Annotated in this window: 16 protein-coding genes; 2 read left to right on the top strand and 14 right to left on the bottom strand. The window is 46.0% G+C overall.

Annotated features, from left to right (window positions below; genetic code table 11):
* Positions 1 to 303: 303 nt before the first annotated feature.
* The 4 genes from BN6628_RS12390 to BN6628_RS12405 form a co-directional block, all read right to left on the bottom strand.
* Complete coding sequence (locus BN6628_RS12390; RefSeq protein ID WP_068617831.1) at positions 304 to 1,782, bottom strand: amidase family protein; 1,479 nt, start codon at positions 1,780 to 1,782, stop codon at positions 304 to 306.
* Between the two features lie 457 nt (positions 1,783 to 2,239).
* Positions 2,240 to 2,584, bottom strand: coding sequence for an antibiotic biosynthesis monooxygenase family protein (locus BN6628_RS12395; protein WP_068617833.1), 345 nt, complete (start codon positions 2,582 to 2,584; stop codon positions 2,240 to 2,242).
* Positions 2,585 to 2,788: 204 nt separating this feature from the next.
* The gene (locus tag BN6628_RS12400) at positions 2,789 to 3,529 is read right to left on the bottom strand and encodes a hypothetical protein (RefSeq protein ID WP_235847630.1); all 741 of its coding nucleotides are present in this window, start codon (positions 3,527 to 3,529) and stop codon (positions 2,789 to 2,791) included.
* Positions 3,530 to 3,749: 220 nt separating this feature from the next.
* A complete protein-coding gene (locus BN6628_RS12405) occupies positions 3,750 to 4,736 on the bottom strand; it encodes an SIS domain-containing protein (protein WP_068617837.1) in 987 nt (328 codons plus the stop codon).
* A gap of 251 nt (positions 4,737 to 4,987) precedes the next feature.
* On the opposite strand from BN6628_RS12405, the gene BN6628_RS12410 reads away from it, so the two are divergent.
* Positions 4,988 to 5,707: a GntR family transcriptional regulator gene (locus tag BN6628_RS12410; RefSeq protein ID WP_068617839.1), complete on the top strand. Its 720-nt coding sequence runs from the start codon at positions 4,988 to 4,990 to the stop codon at positions 5,705 to 5,707.
* Between the two features lie 72 nt (positions 5,708 to 5,779).
* Here BN6628_RS12410 and BN6628_RS12415 read toward each other — a convergent pair whose 3' ends face one another.
* The 9 genes from BN6628_RS12415 to BN6628_RS12455 form a co-directional block, all read right to left on the bottom strand.
* Positions 5,780 to 6,598, bottom strand: a complete 819-nt coding sequence (locus tag BN6628_RS12415; RefSeq protein ID WP_068617841.1) for a PfkB family carbohydrate kinase — start codon at positions 6,596 to 6,598, stop codon at positions 5,780 to 5,782.
* Positions 6,599 to 6,631: 33 nt separating this feature from the next.
* Positions 6,632 to 7,459 (bottom strand): carbohydrate ABC transporter permease, encoded by an 828-nt coding sequence (locus tag BN6628_RS12420; RefSeq protein WP_068617842.1) that lies wholly within the window; start codon positions 7,457 to 7,459, stop codon positions 6,632 to 6,634.
* 2 nt (positions 7,460 to 7,461) lie between these two features.
* Positions 7,462 to 8,346: a carbohydrate ABC transporter permease gene (locus BN6628_RS12425; RefSeq protein ID WP_068617844.1), complete on the bottom strand. Its 885-nt coding sequence runs from the start codon at positions 8,344 to 8,346 to the stop codon at positions 7,462 to 7,464.
* Between the two features lie 106 nt (positions 8,347 to 8,452).
* The gene (locus BN6628_RS12430) at positions 8,453 to 9,766 is read right to left on the bottom strand and encodes an ABC transporter substrate-binding protein (protein WP_235847631.1); all 1,314 of its coding nucleotides are present in this window, start codon (positions 9,764 to 9,766) and stop codon (positions 8,453 to 8,455) included.
* A gap of 547 nt (positions 9,767 to 10,313) precedes the next feature.
* Positions 10,314 to 11,726 (bottom strand): MFS transporter, encoded by a 1,413-nt coding sequence (locus tag BN6628_RS12435; RefSeq protein ID WP_068617846.1) that lies wholly within the window; start codon positions 11,724 to 11,726, stop codon positions 10,314 to 10,316.
* Between the two features lie 3 nt (positions 11,727 to 11,729).
* Complete coding sequence (locus tag BN6628_RS12440; RefSeq protein WP_068617848.1) at positions 11,730 to 12,815, bottom strand: bifunctional transcriptional activator/DNA repair enzyme AdaA; 1,086 nt, start codon at positions 12,813 to 12,815, stop codon at positions 11,730 to 11,732.
* A gap of 257 nt (positions 12,816 to 13,072) precedes the next feature.
* Positions 13,073 to 14,008 (bottom strand): NAD-dependent epimerase/dehydratase family protein, encoded by a 936-nt coding sequence (locus BN6628_RS12445; RefSeq protein ID WP_068617850.1) that lies wholly within the window; start codon positions 14,006 to 14,008, stop codon positions 13,073 to 13,075.
* Positions 14,009 to 14,060: 52 nt separating this feature from the next.
* On the bottom strand, positions 14,061 to 14,921 hold the full coding sequence (locus BN6628_RS12450; protein WP_068617852.1) for a MerR family transcriptional regulator: 861 nt from the start codon (positions 14,919 to 14,921) through the stop codon (positions 14,061 to 14,063).
* 153 nt (positions 14,922 to 15,074) lie between these two features.
* Complete coding sequence (locus tag BN6628_RS12455; protein ID WP_068617854.1) at positions 15,075 to 15,977, bottom strand: TetR/AcrR family transcriptional regulator; 903 nt, start codon at positions 15,975 to 15,977, stop codon at positions 15,075 to 15,077.
* A gap of 140 nt (positions 15,978 to 16,117) precedes the next feature.
* On the opposite strand from BN6628_RS12455, the gene BN6628_RS12460 reads away from it, so the two are divergent.
* On the top strand, positions 16,118 to 16,696 hold the full coding sequence (locus BN6628_RS12460; protein WP_068617856.1) for an isochorismatase family protein: 579 nt from the start codon (positions 16,118 to 16,120) through the stop codon (positions 16,694 to 16,696).
* A gap of 277 nt (positions 16,697 to 16,973) precedes the next feature.
* On the opposite strand, the gene BN6628_RS12465 is transcribed toward BN6628_RS12460, so the two are convergent.
* Positions 16,974 to 17,885: an aminoglycoside phosphotransferase family protein gene (locus BN6628_RS12465; protein WP_068617859.1), complete on the bottom strand. Its 912-nt coding sequence runs from the start codon at positions 17,883 to 17,885 to the stop codon at positions 16,974 to 16,976.
* Positions 17,886 to 17,948 lie beyond the last annotated feature (63 nt).

Raw genomic sequence — 17,948 nt, forward strand, 5'->3', positions numbered from 1 at the left:
CGGTAATCGGAACAAGTTCTTGTTCTCGATTCGGGACAAGAACTTGTTCCGATAAACAAAAAAGCCGCTAAATTAGCGACTTCAATGGGAATATGTTTTTGTCCCTCAACAAACTTTTCCCGCAACCTGCCCTTTTCGCTTTTTAAATTTCTTTCGATTATCGTTTTAACAAAAATATAACCCGTCGCAATTACTACGCGGCTGCCGATCCAGGCTGGCAGCCGCGCTCAGGTTATTTATTAAGCTGTAGTCTCCCGTTAGCTTAATAACGCGATGGTTAAGTCCAACCTCATGGCACGGTCATCATTTCCCCAGCTCTGGCGGACGACGGGAAAGTGTCGCCTGCTCGAAACTATAGGCGATTCCTATTAACGTGGGCTCACTGAAAGCCCTCCCGGAAAAAACAACACCAAATGGACCCTTAGTCGAATTGCCATTTGCATCAATTGTTCCTTTGACTGAATAACCGGCAGGAACCGTGATAAGTGGATAGCCTAACCTGGCAGCGATGTACATGCCATCAATGTCACCCGGTAACATTAATGCATCTAAGCCGTGTTGATCGAGTGCATAGTCAATCCCTCTTGTTACAGCTTGTTGGTTATATTCTTGACGTTTAAGTTGATAGGTCATCTCGTTTAACGTATTTTCTTCTGAGCGAATCAGATTGTCTTGGCCAAACTTCAATGCAGAAGCAGCGTGTTTCTGATTATACTTAATCAGTTCTTGAAGAGAATGTACGGGAATATCCGAGTTCAACTTCGACAAATAACGATTCAGGCCCGTTTTGAATTCGTAGCAGATAACATCATTGTTCCATGGATGCTGTTCCAAATGGAGGTCTACGGGATCGATAACTGTTGCACCTTGCTCACGTAGAACATCGATGGCGGACTCCATAATGGAAAGTCTTTCTTCATCCAACGAACGATAGTAATGTCTTGGAATCCCAATACGAGCTTTACTCAGAAAGTCTATGTCGAGATAAGATGTATAGTCATGAAAAGTACGGTGCGGATTAGCCCATGTCGCCTTATCGTTTTCGTCCATCCCGACGATTGCCCCGAGTAGTGCCGCAGCATCAGTGACTGTCCTGGAGAGTGGCCCTGGTGTATCCTGACTTATGGAGATCGGAATAATGCCGCTACGGCTCGCAAGCCCAACTGTAGGCTTGATTCCGACGAGAAAATGTTGGCTGGCTGGCCCAACAATAGAACCTGCGGTTTCAGTTCCAATAGCTGCCGCCGCTAAGTTTGCTGCTACTGCAGCAGCCGATCCAGAACTTGATCCACTGACGAAGAGCTTGCCAGGTCCATATGGATTCAATACATATCCACCCCTGGAACTGTATCCAGCTGGCATACTATTGGACATGAAATTCGACCACTCGGTCATACTTGCCTTACCCAGTAGAACTGCGCCTGCAGCGCGGAGCTTTGCAGCTATGAACGAATCTTCAGGAGCAAATGACTCAGCCAACGCGATTGAACCAGCACTCGTGTGCATCCGGTCGTACGTATTGATGTTATCCTTGAGAAGGATTGGAATTCCGTGCAGCGGCCCCCTACTGCCTGTTGTATTTCGCTCAAGATCAAGACTCCTTGCTATTTCAAGCGCATCTGGATTGACCTCTAAAACAGCATTAATCAGAGGATTATATTTATGAATACGCTCAATGTATGCAAGTACGAGGGCTTCGGATGTACATTCACCTGAAGACATTGCCTTTTGCATACTGACCAAATCGGCTTCTTGAATCCAATCTTGTAAGTTAATGCACATATATTAAGATACCCCGCGGAAATAGAAATTTTTGGACAACAGTAATATGGTATCACGCTACCTTACCAAGGGTATAGGTAATGTTTTGATTAGATAAGAAAGTATCGATTTGGCATCGCTGTAGATCTTGTGTTTTTCCGAACGTTAATGTTGTAGATAAAGAAACCTACCCATTGCTTAAAGAAAACAATTACTACATCTTAAGCTAAAACCCTAAAATTTCTGCTTGGCCATTATCAGGAAGGTAGTGATGATCTCTAATTAGAACGTTCATCACTTCTTTATTTATTCTTCTGTATGGAGTGGATTGTCTGAAGAAATCTGCACTAATATCAATAAAACGACAAAACGTTTACAATGGTACGCAAAAAAAAAGAAAAGACCTCATTTTAGTAAGCGTCGAATGCCGACTTCATCTAGGAAACACTAACATTTCTTTTCCGTAATTTCTTAAGGATTACTTTTTTGATGCTCCAGTTAAGTTGCTTCCCCATTCAGCAACCGGGATTAACCAGCTAACCATTCTATCATTCAGCAATTCGGAGAGGACTCCTTCGTACTCTTTGCGGTAGGGCTTAGGAAACTCTTCTTGCAGCCAGCTTTCTTTTGTGCCTTTCCATATCTCGTAAATGACGATGTCTTCCGATTGATCCATGTCATCATGAATAATGGCGTTCACAAAGTTAGTTTCATTTGACATAATGTCAACCAATGAGAATAATTGCTTGCGAAAATCTTCTTTCTTACCGGGCTTTACTTTGAATCGTATGTTAAGGATAATTTGATTATTATTGTTTGTCATAGTTGATACACCTCTCCTCTCCATTCTCGATTTATCGGGGCGTTTAAACACAAAAAAAGCTTGTCTATACGCTTCAAAAAATATATGAAATGAAGAACAACACTGCTCAAGTATACGTGCTGGCTGCCAGGGTATTGTTAAGTATCTTTTGAAACAAATAAGAACGACTCCCGACTGGAAGCCGGTATAAACCGGCCAATACAGTTATTCTATTATTAACTCACCCTTAATTCTGTACTTCACCTTATTATTAAAAGGCTCTTCTTCCCTCTTCGCCATATGTATCTCAGGTTCAATTAAAAACTCTTTTGTACATAATTTACTTTCATTATTCGGATCTTTGTACACCAATATGATATTCAAACTGAATAAATCCAAGTTTTCATTAAATGCCTTTATGTTCAATAAGTATATGTACCATTTAGGAAGATGTATTTTTATACCGTGTTTTTCTGCGCTAACAGGATGAATCGTTCCCAAATTCTCAAGATGAAAATTGATTTCATGTTTGATACTTTCTACTTTATTAAATGAAATAAAGACTTTTTCTTCTTCCTCAGAAAGGTAAAATGAATGATTATCTTCATCATTGAAAACAGTGTGATCTTTCATAAAATCATTTAATTCATCAAAATTAACCGCAATTTCAACCATGACATTTTCTGCTGGGATATTTCCATGATTATTAACTTCTAGATAAAAACTAGATTTTTCGCCTTGAAACGATTCCTCCACACCACTTCCCCAGTCCTGAAAAAGTGATTGATGGAGTTCAACTTCAAATGTTTTAGACGGTATCGCTATGTTTGCGTTTCCACTATTCTTCTGTTCGTCAGTCGCCGTTTGATGACTTTTTTTCAATCGAAGCACAGCAAACACAGAAATGAATGTCGCTAATACTACTCCAGCAATAGAAATGATTAGTACCAATAGTTGTATCTTCACCCATCTGCCCTCCGTTCCTATTTTCTTCATTATACACTTATCCACTTATTCACTAAAACTATGAATGGTGTCTAACTGATAAAGCCCTATGTTCGATCACACAAAGGTACCGTCAATGTTGCATTGTATCAATCCAAAAGGAAACGGGAACATTACCGCTCCCGTTTCCTCTTTGGATCTTAAGAAATATTACCTACATAATTGAGCTTGCTGGAATATCTTAATACTCCATCTTCCACATATAACGGCGCACCGAAAGCGCATGTCCGGTTTCTTCAGATAAATGCTGTGCGTACTGTCTAAGAACTACACCAGCCACAAGGTTCGTAAAGTAAGGACGCACATCCGGGGAGATTCCCTCGAGGTCGAAAGTCTCCGCATCAATCAGAATAGTTTTGTCGGAATATTTTACACAGAAATCGTAAGCACGGTCATCCAGCGGCCGGGTTTCTCCCAGCCCTTTAATTACGATGAATGGTACATCAAAGTCTGTAATTTCAAAAGGTCCATGGAAGTATTCCCCGGAATGGATCGCACTGGAATGAATCCATTGCATCTCCTGCAGCAGGCAGATGGCGAATGAGTAGGCTACAGAATAGTTAATTCCGCTGGCCATGGTGTAGATCAGCTTTTCCTGCTTGTAAGTGCGTCCGAATGCTTTGGCCGCTTCCAAGGTTAAGGCCTTATTCCGTTCATACACACCATGCAGGCCGTTCTCAATGGAACTGATCGCGTTGGCATACTTCTCATTCGGATACAAAGTCTGGAGAATTCCGAATACCAGCCGGTACAGGATCGCCATATTGGTCTCTTCCCCGCGGAGAGCCTCGCCATAAGGGGCATAATCGTAATGCAGTTTGAATTCGGCAGCCTCCCAGAGCGGTGAATCCACCAGATTGGTCAGGCAAATCGTTAATGCACCCTTCTCACGGGCAAATGTCGTTGCCGCAACCGTTTCCGGGGTATTTCCGGAGTGGGAGCAGGTTATGACCACGGAACCTGGCCCAAGCGCTTTGGGGGAACGGTGAATAAATTCGTTAGAGGAATAAGCGGCTGAGGGGATCTCAATCTCACGATCCAGAATATATTGCGCTGGTGTAACGTTTGCGAGCGAGCCGCCGCAGGCTACAAAATAGAAATTGGATACCTTTCTTTGGGCTACGGCCTGAATCGCTGCTTCCAGTTGTTGCACATGCTCTTGGTTCATTGAAAAATTCCTCCTCTTGTTGTAGATATCTCCGGCAGACCAGAAATATCTATTTGTTACGTTATGTAACGTAATGTATCTTTATGTTACTATGGATATTCTCTTAAATCAACCCCCTTTTCCTAAAATTCAAATAGTTTACATAATAAAAAAAGTATTATATATTACCTGTGGTTGGCTTTTTGACAGAAATAATTGCCAACGATATAATAATTAGTTGAACTCTAATAACGTTCTCAAAAGGAGCTGCAATGAGACAATTACAGCCGGATAGTATTATCCCTCTTTATGTGCAGTTAAAAGACATTATCAAATCCGATATAGAAGCAGGCATTATGAAGCCAGGGCAGAAGATTCCTACTGAATTTGAGTTATGCGAAATGTACTCGATCAGCCGTCGCACAGTCAGAACCGCGATCAGTGAACTGATTGAAGAGGGCTTGCTTGACCGCAAGCAAGGAAAAGGCACCTTTATCACCACACCTAAGATTCAAGCGAATTTCGGCCCCTCGGTATTGGGATTTACAGAAATTTGCAAGCTTAACAACCTTAGACCTTCCTCCAAATTGGTTGAACAGCGGCAGATCAGTGCCACCTCCAAACTGGCTGAAGCGCTGAATGTTCCTGTGAACTCCAATCTTGTAGCGATCCGCCGCATTATGCTGGCCGATGAAGTTCCGGTAATGATGGATTACGCTGTGTTTACAGATGCTTATAACTTTTTGCTGCAGGAAAATTTGGACAACCGTTCGCTATACGCTACTATCAAAGCCAAACGTGATGTCTCCTTCATGCGCCAGCGCAAATCGATCCAGACCGTATTTGCCGATTCGGCACAAGCACAGTACTTGGAGATTCCGGTCGGCTATCCGCTGCTGCTCTCCCAGGGCACCGTTGTTTCCTCCAACATGGAAATCATTCATTTCGGGGAACAGCATATCGTAGGCGACAAATTCGTATTGTATATTTAGTAAGCAATAAATAACATGTCAAAAAGCTGTTCAAGCAATGAACAGCTTGTGACCATGCATTCAAGTGTATAATTACTCCCCCATGGGTTTGGGATACCCGAACCCCCCGTAAAAAGTGCAGGTATACGCGGCAGAATTTGCCCCGGACTGCAGCGCCTCTTCCATAACTCCTTTTTTTAGATAAGATACCAGAAATCCGGCAATGAAGCTGTCTCCCGCTCCCATTGTATCCACGACATCAGCTGGAGTAACTCCTTGTTTGTACTGCACTCCGTTTTTGGAGAACAGCGCGCCTTCACTTCCTAACGTTATGCCTACAATTTCCGTTCCCAACGCGTGGCAGGTCTTTATGAGTGCTTCGATCTGCGCAGAGTCAAGCTCTGCACCCGAAAAAAATGCATATTTAATATAAGGGCACACCTGCCTTAAATAATCTTCGTCCGTCCTTGTGGAGAAGTCGAAGGAAATATCGCAGTGTTCCTTAATTACAGGAAGCTCCCTCTCTATGCTGGAATAACAGCTGGTATGGCAGACGTCATGTCCGGCGATATATTCCAGATCCGCAGGTGTTAGGCGCAGCCGGAGCACATGCTGGGCTGTATCCTGGGCACCGCGTACGAATACTCTGTCATTGCCGACCAGCTTCACACCGGGCGAGCCGCTGTTCGCATACACTCTGCGTGAATAACGGTAGCTGATTCCTTCCTTATCCAGCGAGTCCATAATATGATCGGACTTCTTGTCATTCCCGAATACACCGATATAGGACACTTCCTGGCATCCGTTCCGCTTACAGTTCACGGCCACATTGACGGCATTGCCTCCGGGATAGTAGAGCCCTTGATCCAAATAACAATCCGCAACATTGTCGCCTACGGCAATTATTCTCATGAATAAATCCTCCCAAGTTCTTATGTGCGATATTCAGCCTTTTACAGAGCCTTCAGACATGCCCTGAATGAAGTATTTCTGCATAAAAATAAATAGAATAATAAGCGGCATTGAAGAGATCACCAGCCCGGCAAGCAGAACCCCCCAGTCGGTTGACAATGCATCTTTAAAGTTCATCAGCCCGGACGGAATAGTTCTGTATTTGTCAGAGTCAATAAAGATAATGGAGAACAGAAACTCGTTCCAGGCATAATACGAAGTAAAGATGATGGTAGTCATAATAATAGGAAGAGACATGGGCAGGAAAATACTGGAGTAGGTCCGGAAGACCGAACACCCGTCTATGGTTGCCGACTCTTCAATCTCTTTGGGGATGCCCAGGAAATAAGAGCGGATTAGCAGCACTGCGATCGACAGCCTGAAGGCAATGTAGGGCAGAATCAGGGCGAAATACGTATTATGAATATTTAAATTCTGTAAAAGTTTGTACAGGGGTACCAGGCACACCTGCGGGTCCAGCATCATTCCACCGAGCACAAACATAAATAGTGTCTTGCTGTACCGGAAACGGAAGCGGCTAAGTCCATACGCACACAATGAAGCAATGATGACAACACCCGCAATCGTGCTGACGGTGACAATCACACTGTTCATAAAATAATTGCCTATCCCTTTGGTCCAGGCGGTTGCGTAGTTCGAAAACAACCACTTGCTTGGCAGACTCCAAACGGCTCCAAAAATTTCATCGTAGCTTTTAAAGGATGAGGATACCATCCAGAACAACGGGTACATCACCACCACTACCCCTACCAGAAGAGGCAGCAGCACAATGAGTCTGTAAACAGGCAGCTTGCTGGCCATGTTCAGTCCCCCTTCCCTGTTCTGAATGATAATGTCTGTATGAGCGCAAGCACTGCTGTAATGACAAAAATAAGCAGTGAGATAGTCGCGGCATAACCCATGCTGTCTTTGACAAAACCGTTCTGATACATCAGAACCGCAATCGTAATGGAGCTGGTTCCGGGACCTCCGCCCTTGGTTAGAATAAAGGGTTCGTTAAATACCATGAACGCCCCTGTTATGGTCAGAAGTGAATTTACAAAAATCATTTCTTTCACCTGAGGCAGCGTGATGCTGAAAAAGATTTTTACTCTGCCTGCCCCGTCGATTTTGGCCGCTTCATAAAGGTCGCGCGGAATTTTCTGAATGGCCACAATGAACAACATCATGCAATAGCCGATACTCTGCCACTGCGATACGGCAATAACGGCATAAATGGCTGTATCACCGGAACCCAGCCACGGTTTAGCCCAGGCATCAAGTCCCACAGAATGCAGAAACATATTCAACAGACCTTCCGTCGGATCATAGACGAAGGAAAACAACAAACAGATAACCGTAATAGAAATAATAACGGGAATAAAAAAGATTGTCCGGAATACCGTCGAGACCTTTCTCAGAAACTCTTCCTCCAAGATGGCGGCTAGAACCAGCCCAAATCCTACCTGGAAGATTAAAGAGATGACGGCATATTTCACATTATTGATTAAGGCTTTGCCCACAACAGGGTCGGAGAACAGTGTTCTATAGTTATCAAAACCGGCGAATGAGCTTTTTCCTGACAGCAGTGAGACATTCTGAAAGCTATAGAAGAAATTCTGGATCAGAGGCATATATACGAAGACTGCAAGCATCAGCACACACGGCAAGACAAACAAATAAGGAGCTATCGTTCTTCTTGTTCTCATCACTTTCCCCCTGTTTTATCTCGGGAACCCAGTTAGACGCATTCCCCTTTATCTTAGAAGAAAAGAGGGGAGCTAAGCCCCTCTTCACAGTTGATGCACTTCGTTTCTATTTTTTGACTGCAGGAAGCTTCGCCGCTGCATCTTGAACTTCTTTGATCACATTCTCAGGAGTCTCGATACCTGCGGCAATGGCTTGGCCTCCACGCATATAGGCATCGGCTACGCTAGCATCCATTGCATTATCAAGCCAAGGGGTGGTTTCTGCCGCATTCTGGATCAATTTGATCGCTTCCAGGGTTCCCGGAGGGGAATTCTCCTTCGTAGCCGCACCAATTACAGTGGTCATAGAACCTACATCATGCTGAAACTTCGCTGCATTCTCAGGAGAGACAATGAACTTTACAAATTTCTCAGCAAGCGCTTTATTGGCTGTTTCCTTGCTGATCATGAATCCTTCAGGCGCACCTGTCAGACCTTCGGCATTCCCCTTCCCTTCGGAGAACTGAGGGAAGTTAAAGTAATCAAACTCAAGATCAGGTTTATCTTTCAGATAACCTAGCTCGGCGAACTGTAAATAGTGGATCGGCACTTTTCCGGCAATGAACATATTTCTCGTAGCTTCATGATTGACGGAAGTCGCGTTTGGCCCCATATATGAGGATAATTTCTGCCAATACTTCAGTACCTGTAGGTACCCCGGATCGGTGAACTTGCCTGTACCCCCTGCATAGTCGGTTGCCAGCACCTCCGGACTCATCATCCGCTGATTCATTGTGCCCAGGTAATGCCCTACGGCCCAGGAATCCTGAAGGCCTTCGATAATCGGCGTGTCGTAGCCGGAAGCCTTAAGCTTGTCCAGCAGGGCTATGAACTCGTCCCAGGTCTTTGGTTTTTCCAGACCCAGCTTGTTGAATATTTTCTTATTATAAAAGAAGACCTTTCCATCCATGGTAAAAGGCACACCATATATTTTGTCATCAAAAGTGAAGGATTTCATCTGATTCTGAACCAGGGTTTTTGTCCAGTTCGGATCAGATTTGTACATAGAAGTAAGATCTTCAACCCGGCCTGAGGAGACCAGACTTTCGGCAAAGCTGTCCGACCAGGAGGAGAAGACATCCGGGATTTCCCCCGAGGAGACAAGAACCTTGATTTTCTCCTTGTAGCTATCGTTCAGGACGGATTCCATCTCAATTTTGACTCCAGGATTCTGTTTTTCGAATTCCTCTTTAATGTAATTGAAATACGAATTTCTTGGTTCATTGGGCCAGCGGTGAAAAAACTTTAGCGTTGTTGTCTTGCCTTTTGCATCCCCATTCCCGTTGGCTGAAGGTGTAGAATTATTGCTGTTACACGCCGTCATTACCACCAATAAACCCGCCAACATTAACAAGCCCAATCTTCGTCCCATCCGATACATTGTAAATACCTCCCGTCGATGATTAACTTACGAAGCACAAAATAGATTACGTATTGTTACGTAACAACACTATATCATACCGATAATTAATTGAAAATCTTTTTTTACAAATCATTTGATAAGCATATACAAGAGGGGTCAGATGACCGGGTTTTACGATTAAATCAAAATACACACAGTCATAAAGCGGGGAATTATTTTGGGAATGTAAGAACCGGAAGGCTCTGTATACCGTTAGATTAAAAAAGCTGGGCAATGGTGCTATCTAATTGACCCGAGAATGCTCCAAACTTATTAGAACAAAAAAAATAGCCACTCAATGAGTGGCTTCTCTCCCTTTCGAAACGTTGACTGAAGAACTAATCTCTATCACTGGATTTAAACATAATGAATGCTTCTAATTGCATTCTCCGATATACCTAACCCCCGTCTCCTCGCTCGCCGGCAAAAACGCTGTTGCTGTCACTTTCACAAAGTGTCAGGAAACCGAATAGTGCATATTCCAAAGACTATAAAGGCCTCATCCAAGAAATGTATTTAAGCACCGTTAGTCTGTGGTATGGCGACTGGATTGGACATGCGGCCGAAGCAGCAGCACGCCCAGAACGACGGCAATGCCGAGAAATGCCGAGAATACAGTGAATCCGTTGGTCGTAGCCTGGATTAACCGATTCCGAAGCATGTCCGTTCCGTCTTGCGCTGTACCAACTGCAGCCTGCACGATAACGAGCGCCAATGCCTGGCTAATAGCTCTGCACATGTTGTAGACAGTCCAAAACATTCCCGAAGCGGCGCCCTCATGCCGCTTAGGAACTGCCGTCATTACGACCTTTGCCAGCGAGGGCCAAGAAAGTCCCGTTGCAGCGGATATGACGGCGAGTGGAATCATTACGGCCAGATAGGACATTTCACTGCCAAGCTGTCCGAGCAGCAGCAGCGACAGACCGATGAGCGAAGAGCCCGTCAGGATCAAGGGGGCTGGTCCCATCCTGTCGGCAAGCCTGCCGCCCAGTGGCGCCGTAAACAGTTGAGGGGCCGATAATGGAATGAACAGCAAGCCAGTCTCAAGCGGACTCAAACCTTGAGCCTCCTGCAGATACAAGGTCAACAGAATCGTTACGGCAAAATAACCGATACAGTAACTCATCGTAATCCCGAGTCCTACAACGTAGGTTCGATAGTTGAGAAGGCTTAGTTGAAACAGGGGGTGGCGGGTGCGCATTTCGATGATTACGAATACGATCCAGAACAGGATGAATGCGGCGAACAAAATGATCGTCGGGATGGATGTCCACCCCCATTGGGGGCCTTCGGACAACGCGACGAGCAAGGCTACCAGGCCGAGGGCGAATGTAAACACACCAGGCCAGTCCGTCTTCTCTTCCGATTCCGACGTTTTGTTCCTGAGCACCGCTATACCGGCGGTAAGGCCGATGATGCCGAACGGAACGACAACGTAGAACATGGAACGCCAGCCGAACTCCCCGATCAGCGCACCGCCTGCGACAGGACCGATCAGCGAGCCGGTTACCCACGAAATATTATTTACGCCTATGGCGAAGCCAAGCTGCTGCGGCGGGAACGTCTGCATCAACAACGGCGTCGATGCAGCCAATGCCATAGCTGCTCCCGCCCCCTGCAGAAAACGGAAACCGATCAGCCATTCGCCGGAGCCAGCTGCTCCGCAAAGGGTGGTCGCAGCCGTAAATATGGCGAAACCCCAGATGAAAATCCGCTTTGCCCCGATGATATCCGACCATCTTCCCGACGGCAGCAATAATACGGTACTCGTAATATAAAAGGAAGTAATCGTCCATAACCCGAAGCTCATCGACATGTCGAGATCTGCCGTCAATGTAGGTAAACCGACAATGACGATCGTAGCATCCAGGTTTGTTATGAATGAGACAAGCGTGATCACGATTAAGACCGACCATTTTCCCGACATTGTCCCTCTCATGGCTCAACCTCGTTCCTGTGCGGAAGGTGGAGATGGATGCTTATGGAAGGCCTTTTGTTCGTGCTCCAGCAGCCATTGTTTTCGCAATAATCCGCCGCCGTACCCGCCCAGCTGGCCGTTCAGGTTGATCACCCGATGGCACGGTATGACGATTGCAATCTGATTGGCGCCATTAGCCCGGGCTACAGCCCGATACGCATTAGGATTTCCCACCACTGCGGCGAGCTCTGCATAGGAAGTCGTTTTTCCGGCCGGAATATTCATCAGGTTCCCCCACACCTGCTTTTGAAAGGGTGAACCAAGGAGATAAAGCGGAGTTAGGAATTCGTCCAGCTCTCCATTGAAATAACGCTGGAGCTCCGATTCTATTGAGCGAATTGCCGGCGTATCGCCCGGTATAATCGCACATTTCAACTGCTCCCGCATCCGTTCGATTTCACGCTCAAGCCCTCTGCGGTCGACAAACTCGAGCAGGTACAACGAGTCGTCGTCGGCAATGGCGACCATTGGCCCTAGCGGCGTGTCCAGCCAAGATGCTTTCAATACCCTGTTATGTGAGAGTTTGGACGGCGCTTCACCCATAATGCGCGAAAAGGCGTCTCTAAACCCGCTGCCGGATTCATATCCTGCGGTAAGCTGAGCATCAATAACAGCATCCCCCTCTCTGATTTGCTTGAATGCAATCCCCATTCGGCGTGCGCGTGCATATTGAACGAATGTCATGCCGAACCGTTTCTTGAATTGCCGCCTTGCGGTGGAGGCATCCACCGATAAACCATCAAAGTCCTTATCTGTCCAGCGTTTCTCCGGATTCGACTCTACAGCGTCAACCAGTAACTGTACCAGATCGGACACCTGATTGGGGTGCGATAGCGGACGGCAGCGCCTGCAAGGTCGGAAAGAAGCAAGCAATGCCTCTTCTGCTGAGCGATAAAACTCACAGTTTTCGAATTTCGGCTTTCTCGCCGGACACGTGGGACGGCAGAATACACCGGTCGTCTTGACACCGACATAAAAGACGCCGTCATACTCCGGCCTCTTATCCAGCAGCGCACGATAGTACTCTTGCTTTGTTGATGTCGGTACCATCAATCCCCCTCCTTTTCTCTATTTACTCCTATTATAAATTTTAGCAGCTTGCGGTGCCGCCGAAAAATGAGCATTGATTTTTTGACTCCGGGAAGCACTCATCCAAATCCGTACAGCTCAGACCCTTGACGCTCCTTAGTAAATCGGTTATTCCGCTTTATTAAGCTATAGTGTCCCGTTAGCGTAATGATCCGCACTTTTACCTACTGTATGGTTCTCCGTGCTGTGCATCGGCAAGTTTTCAGGAAAGGCCTGATCTATCTTTTCCTGTAGAAATTTTGGGCTTGATACCATTCGACTGTTGCTGCCAGAGACTCTTCCAACGCTGTCGCCTGCTGTCCGAACCGATTCGTAAATTTTTGGTTGCTTACAACAAAATCATTCTCAAATTGATAGAACATCTCGATACTTTCCCTCGCTGCTGGGGTGAATAACCCGCCAAATCGGAGCATCCACTTTCCCATAGGCCTTATCGTTGCCTCAACATCGGCAATCCCTGCGGCTAACTTTACGAACTCTGTTACGGATACTGCTTCAGCATTGGGCACATGCCAAGGCTCTCCATAAGTATCATCTGCTTGACCGAGCATCACGAGCGCTCTTCCGAAATCTTCAATGAACGTATACGTATGCCTCCGAGAGGGATCCCCCATTACAGTCACTTGCTTACCTTCGACAAGCGGCTGAAACATCCTTGCACCAGCGGACGAGTCCGTCACGCCAGGTCCGAAGAAGTCAGACCCGCGACCAATTACGGACTGAAGCTCACCGCGTCGGTACAATTCTAACAGCCGCTCTGAAAGCTTCGCACGAATCCGCCCCTTTTTCGTCTGTTCCGAGTTCGGCAGTCCTTCGTGCCTCTCGACGTCTACATCTCCGTACATATACATATTTTCTGCGACAACAAGCTTGGCATCGGCTTCGATTACAGCCTTGATGATATTCTCTTGAAGCCGCTCGAATCTACCTTCCCACAGGTGATATGGAGGCTGCGCACATTGATAGACTATTGTTGCGCCTTTAACTGCCGCCTTCGCTTGATCAAGATCCATCAGATCGGCTTTTTCAACGGTTACACCGTCATTCCAAGTCGACTGGCCAGAGGAATTGATCATTCTAACCGGCTCTTCTCTCCTTCTAAGCTCACTGAATACAGATCTTCCGAGTGGTCCTGTGCCTAATATTAAGTGCATGTCGTGAATCCCCCCTGAATTTGGTATAAAACTAAAATAAACCCTATAGTCGCTATAGGGTCAATACCTCTTTTACAGGAATTTGCAATTCTACGATGAACTCGCTTGGATCACGCATCTGACTTAAATCAACGACATACTGCTCTATTACAGGCCCGCATTCGGCATACCCGTGTTGACTTATCCAGTCCATAAGTTGAAGATATACATTTTTGCATGACTCCTCGTTTGGAAGGCCGCTGTAGGTTGCCGTAATATAAACGCCACTGGGCAATGCCCGAACGAACGGATATTGAAGGGCATTCACAGACAATGGAATACATATTTCTATGTCTGAATCAGACCTGTCAAATGTGAGCAGATTTTCGTGATATATACTCATGATTGGGCCTTGTGAAGTCAATCCATGCGTTTCCAGCTTATCAAACAGCTGAGTAACGCGCAGAATAGATGCTTCCATTCCGCATACAGCCCGTTTCCTTTCGAATGCGACAATGCGTTCGGACAATACCTTCAACTCAATTAAAATGTGTTTCTCTGCAAGCTTCTCATTTAGAATTTTCAGACTATCTAACTGGCCGATTCGGTGCTCTATAGATGCAGCGGCCAATTGAAGATAACTGATTTCCATCAGCGTTTCATTCCTTTTCTCCTTCAGGGCCGAGCTTAATCCTTCTAGACCTCTCTGTTTCAAGATGCTGCCGATCTCTTCTAATGATAGCCGTAGCATCTTCAAATCTTGAACAATTTTTACCACTAGAATATCCATGTTGGAATAATAACGATAATGGGTAAAAGGATCGGTCCGACTGGGACTAACCAATCCAAGTTTATCGTAATATCGCAACGTTTGGATGGAAATTCCGCATATTCTTGACACGTGTCCTATCGTATAAAATTGATCGTTAACCACACTGTTCTATCACCTGCCTCGGCATTTTCTTTTTATTATACTTTGCCTAGGGTTCACTTGTAACTTTCCCTTATTTATGATGCGGTTCGCCGCAACACTTTTATAGCGAAATCGAAAGGGACTCGATCGGATGTCTTTTGCAGAAACTAGTCTCTATGTAATATGGCTTTCCCACTCTTCCAGGACAATTTGCTTCAACTGAATGACCGGACTTCTCAGCTCCTGTTCTTGTTCCAAGTAGGCACAAAGCGCCTGAATGAGCGATCTCTTGGGCTGAGTCTGAGAGATCTCCTTCTCCAGCAATTGAACAATCTCTTGCAGTTCCCTCCGCCGAGCGAGCCCGCCGGGCCAAGCCTCAAGCAGCGCGGTCACTCTACCGAACAATTCTTCGATAATTCTTTCTTTTTCGCTATTCCAATCCTTTGAATCTGAATGAATAAATTTTGTGAATGCGGTTTGTCCAAGTAGCCCCTTCGAACCTGACCTAGACATATGTTCGACTAGCGCATCCATTATATCGACGATGAACCAAGCTGTATCCTCTATCGACAGTAGCTTCACCTCGAAGATGATGCGCTGCAGATAGTCCTTCAGGATCGCGCGGTATATAAAAATTAGATCCCAGAGAAACGATTCAATTCTCTCACCATAAACCTCAAGTAGCCAGTATCTATGCCACTCCATCATACGGGCGCGAACATGATTCCTTAGTAAACGGAAAGTTGCGTACTGCGTAATAGGAAGGTCTATGAAGTCAACCATAATGTGACTATATTCAATAAAATATTGAAAGCGAAATACGATTTGATTGACGAGCCGCTCCTTGGGAGTGCCCGTCTCAGTTTGTTTCAGGTGCTCAGCCCGATCAAAATAAACCGTCTGACACTCGTCGAAAACCGCGCACAATAAATCCTCTTTGGATGGAAAATACTTATACACCGAGCCCTTTGCAATGGAACAGTCCTGAGCAATTTCCTGAATTGAGGTCGCCAGAAAGCCTTTTTCTTTAAACATCTTAGAAGCCGAACGAATAATATCCTGTTTGGTTACACTCATCCTCACGTATCCCCCACTTGACAGTTTTAAACTCATAGTACAGAATTATGAACATAGAGTCAATTGACCCATTTTTCAAAATATTAAACTGTAGGTCAAGCTGGGTCAAACTCGATTTCTTAGTTGGAGTGTGATTAATCTTGGAAGAACTTTTGTTTCAATTTCCTAAGACGGCATTAATCGTAATCGACTTGCAAAAGTGGCTTGGAACCCAGTATGCCCCTCACTCGGCAGAGCAAGTCGTCACCCGCGCCGCCACTATGGTTCAGGCATTCCGTGAGGCAGGCGCATTCGTAGGGCTTGTTCGCGTATCCACGAAAGACTTCAAAGATATGCCTCGTCCGTTGCTGGATCAGGCCCCCCCAGCCTTAAATCTGGTGCCTGGATGGGATGAAATTGTACCCGAGATCGGAGTCACTGAAACCGATCATTTAATTACCAAGCGCCAATGGGGAGCATTTTACGGAACGGACTTGGATCTGCAGTTGCGCCGGAGGGGCATCACGACGATTGTGCTTTGCGGCATTGCTTCTGGTATCGGCGTAGATACCACTGCGCGTGAAGCCTTCGCCCATGGGTATCAGGTAATTTTTGCGACAGATGCCATGACAGGCTTCAGCGAGGAGGAACATGAACACGTAATTAAGGTCATCTTCCCGCGTATTGGCAGAATCCGCTCGTCCGAGCACATTCTTGCTTGCGCCGCGCTTCAATCCTAACCAGCATCTATATAATGGGAGCGGTAAATATCTATTAAAAAAGGCAGTGACAGGCAACTTGCTTCCACCCTGTCACAGCCCTCTCTTCCATGCCGACGTAGCTTTTCTACTCTTCATCACCTTTTACCAAAAAAATTGCGCCATTTGTGATACGGTTCACTGCGTATGATCTTAAACTAAACTGCCCATTAGCGCTGTCGATTTGCCGGCAGCCTGTTCTTATTATGCTATCGTGTCCCGTTAGCTCAACTACTCTGGACTGCTTTTTGGGTAGACCTCAATCCAGGCATTTAGCGAAGCGCTCAGTTATTTGGATGCCCCTGTGCCAATCAGTCCCTCCGTTTTCAATCGTCCAGCATGCCTCGAGCACGCCTCGTGCCACACCCCACATTGCGATACGGCGAGGGTCCAAGCCGAGGCGATCGGCCATAATCGCAATCCGCCCCCGCAGTACCTGTTCGCAATCACCGCCTCGATCTTCGTAGTTAAGCAGATACTGGATAGTATCAAAATGGATGTCGCCGATCAGTCCTTTGGGGTCAATGACAACCCATTGCTCTTCGCCTTGGCGAAGGATGTTATCATGATGCAGATCGCCATGCAGTAGAAGACTCTCACTCGTGGTCGTAATAAGATACGCCAGACATTCTTCGGCATTTTCCACCCAGGTCTCAGGCAGTGGTGCGACAATGTTCACATCGTCGAATCGCTCGCGGTATCGCTCAATTGCCGCGAAGTGTTGTCTCATGGACGGGTACAGACTACCAGCTGGTGCAGGAAGGTGAAGGCGGCGAAATACATTACAAAAGATATCAGTCGCACGCTCATCATCTTCAATTGAAGACAACGGAGTACCAGGGTTGGCACCCTCCAACAGGACCATGCCCAACTCCTCGTCTGCATCTAGTACATGAATCGCCCCCCGGCCCTCATAGGCACGTAGCACACTAACTTCCCTAGAAAGCTCATCCTTCATGAAAGATGATTTTAGGACTACTGGTTTCCCGTCGTTGAGCTTTGCGCGGAGCACATAATTATAGGATAAATTAGGAAATGGAGCTTCCGGTGTGACTTCGAAGCGGCTTGTATAATCGTTAAGCAACCCAGGTAGGGCTTCCGACCATGCTACGCCTTGCTTACCGTGGAGTTCGTTCATTCTTTCAATAAAAGTATCAGGGATCACAATCATGCCGCAATGTCTCCTTTCAGCGAAGTAGCCTGCTTCTTCTCTTTTTCGACACTAGCTGATGTA

Source organism: Paenibacillus tuaregi (genome assembly GCF_900086655.1).
GTDB lineage: Bacteria > Bacillota > Bacilli > Paenibacillales > Paenibacillaceae > Fontibacillus > Fontibacillus tuaregi.